This window comes from Kytococcus sp. HMSC28H12 (assembly GCF_001816045.1).
Taxonomy (GTDB): domain Bacteria; phylum Actinomycetota; class Actinomycetes; order Actinomycetales; family Dermatophilaceae; genus Kytococcus; species Kytococcus schroeteri.
Genome location: NZ_KV824511.1, coordinates 1 through 1,347 on the forward strand (window position 1 = coordinate 1; position 1,347 = coordinate 1,347).

2 protein-coding genes are annotated in these 1,347 nt (G+C 73.5%); both read left to right on the forward strand.

Annotated features, from left to right (window positions below; all coding sequences use genetic code 11):
• Positions 1-239, forward strand: a 239-nt coding sequence (locus tag HMPREF3099_RS07400; RefSeq protein ID WP_371327520.1) for a hypothetical protein, incomplete at its 5' end; no start/stop codon positions are given.
• Between the two features lie 240 nt (positions 240-479).
• Positions 480-1,304: a L,D-transpeptidase family protein gene (locus HMPREF3099_RS07405; RefSeq protein WP_070705393.1), complete on the forward strand. Its 825-nt coding sequence runs from the start codon at positions 480-482 to the stop codon at positions 1,302-1,304.
• Positions 1,305-1,347: the final 43 nt, after the last annotated feature.

The window sequence follows — 1,347 nt, forward strand, 5'->3', positions numbered from 1 at the left end:
TGCCGAGCCCGGTGGGCGGCGGCCTGCGGCACACGCCCGACCGCACCGAGCTCCGCGGCGGGCGGGAGTTCCTCGTGCGCACCCTGCACGGCAACGCCGAGGGCCGGGTGTACCGCTGCCCGGGCTGCCACCACGAGGTGCCCTCCTCGCAGCCGCACCTCGTGGTGTGGCCGAACGACGGGATGCTCGGGGTGGAGGAGCGGCGCCACTGGCACACCCGGTGCTGGGCGATGGGCTGAACGCCGGGGCCGGGCGGCGCGGGGTGGACGGCCCGGCCCGAGGCGCACCTCACAGATCGGGCGCGCTCCATCACAGGACGGCAACAGAGTCCGCACAACCGCCCCTGCGGGGTGGAAGGTGCGCGGGACGGGCCGTACCGTGGGGACACGACCGGACCCCGCACGCGGGGCCGCAGACCACCGCCCACCCGGGGACGGTGGACGGTCGCCCATCACCGACAAGGGGGAGGAAGACAGACCATGGACACCACGAACATCACCCGCCGCACGGCGCTGGCCGGCGGTGCCGCCGCCGTCGCCGGTGGCACGGCCGCGCTCACCCCGGCGACGGGGGCCGCCGCTGCGTACCGCGTGAACCGCCGCACGCTGCGCAAGGGTGACCGCAACGCCGACGTCCTGTACTTCCAGCGCAAGGCCAAGCAGGCCGGCTTCTGGGTCGGCACGCCGGACGGCTCGTTCGGCGCCCAGACCCAGCAGGTCGTGTGGGCCGTGCAGAAGGCCTACGGCCTGACCCGCGACGGCGTCGTCGGCCAGAAGACCTGGCTGGCCGTCATCCGCCAGCCGCGTATCCCCGTGAAGACCACCTCGGGCACCTACATCGAGGTGGACCTCACCCGCCAGCTGCTCTTCTACGTGAAGGCCGGCAAGCTCGTGGAGGTGCACAACACCTCCACCGGCAACGGCAAGGGCTACACCTTCCGGGGCAAGTGGTACCCGCACGCCAAGACCCCGCGCGGCACCTGGCGCAGCATGTGGAACGAGGACAAGGGGTGGCGCACCGGAGAGCTGGGTCGCATGTGGCGCCCGTTCTTCTTCGCGCCCGGCGGCTACGCCGTGCACGGCTCCACCTTCATCCCGCCGTACCCGGACAGCCACGGCTGCGTGCGCCTGAGCATCAAGGCGATGGACCACCTCATCGCCATCGGTGCGATCCGCTGGGACCGCGACATCACGGTCTACGGCAACGGCCCGCACCAGCCCCCGCTGGGGGTCGGTGCCGCCGCCTCCGGTGCGCCGGAGCACGTCACGGCCCTGGGCCTGACCGACGTGCGCAGCAGCATCTGAGCCGTCCCCACCAGGAGCGCCGCCCGGCACCCGCCGGGCGGCG

Excerpts from the sequence above, each read along its gene's own strand:
- HMPREF3099_RS07405 (WP_070705393.1), top strand. The coding sequence starts at position 480 with ATGGACACCACGAACATCACCCGCCGCACGGCGCTGGCCGGCGGTGCC.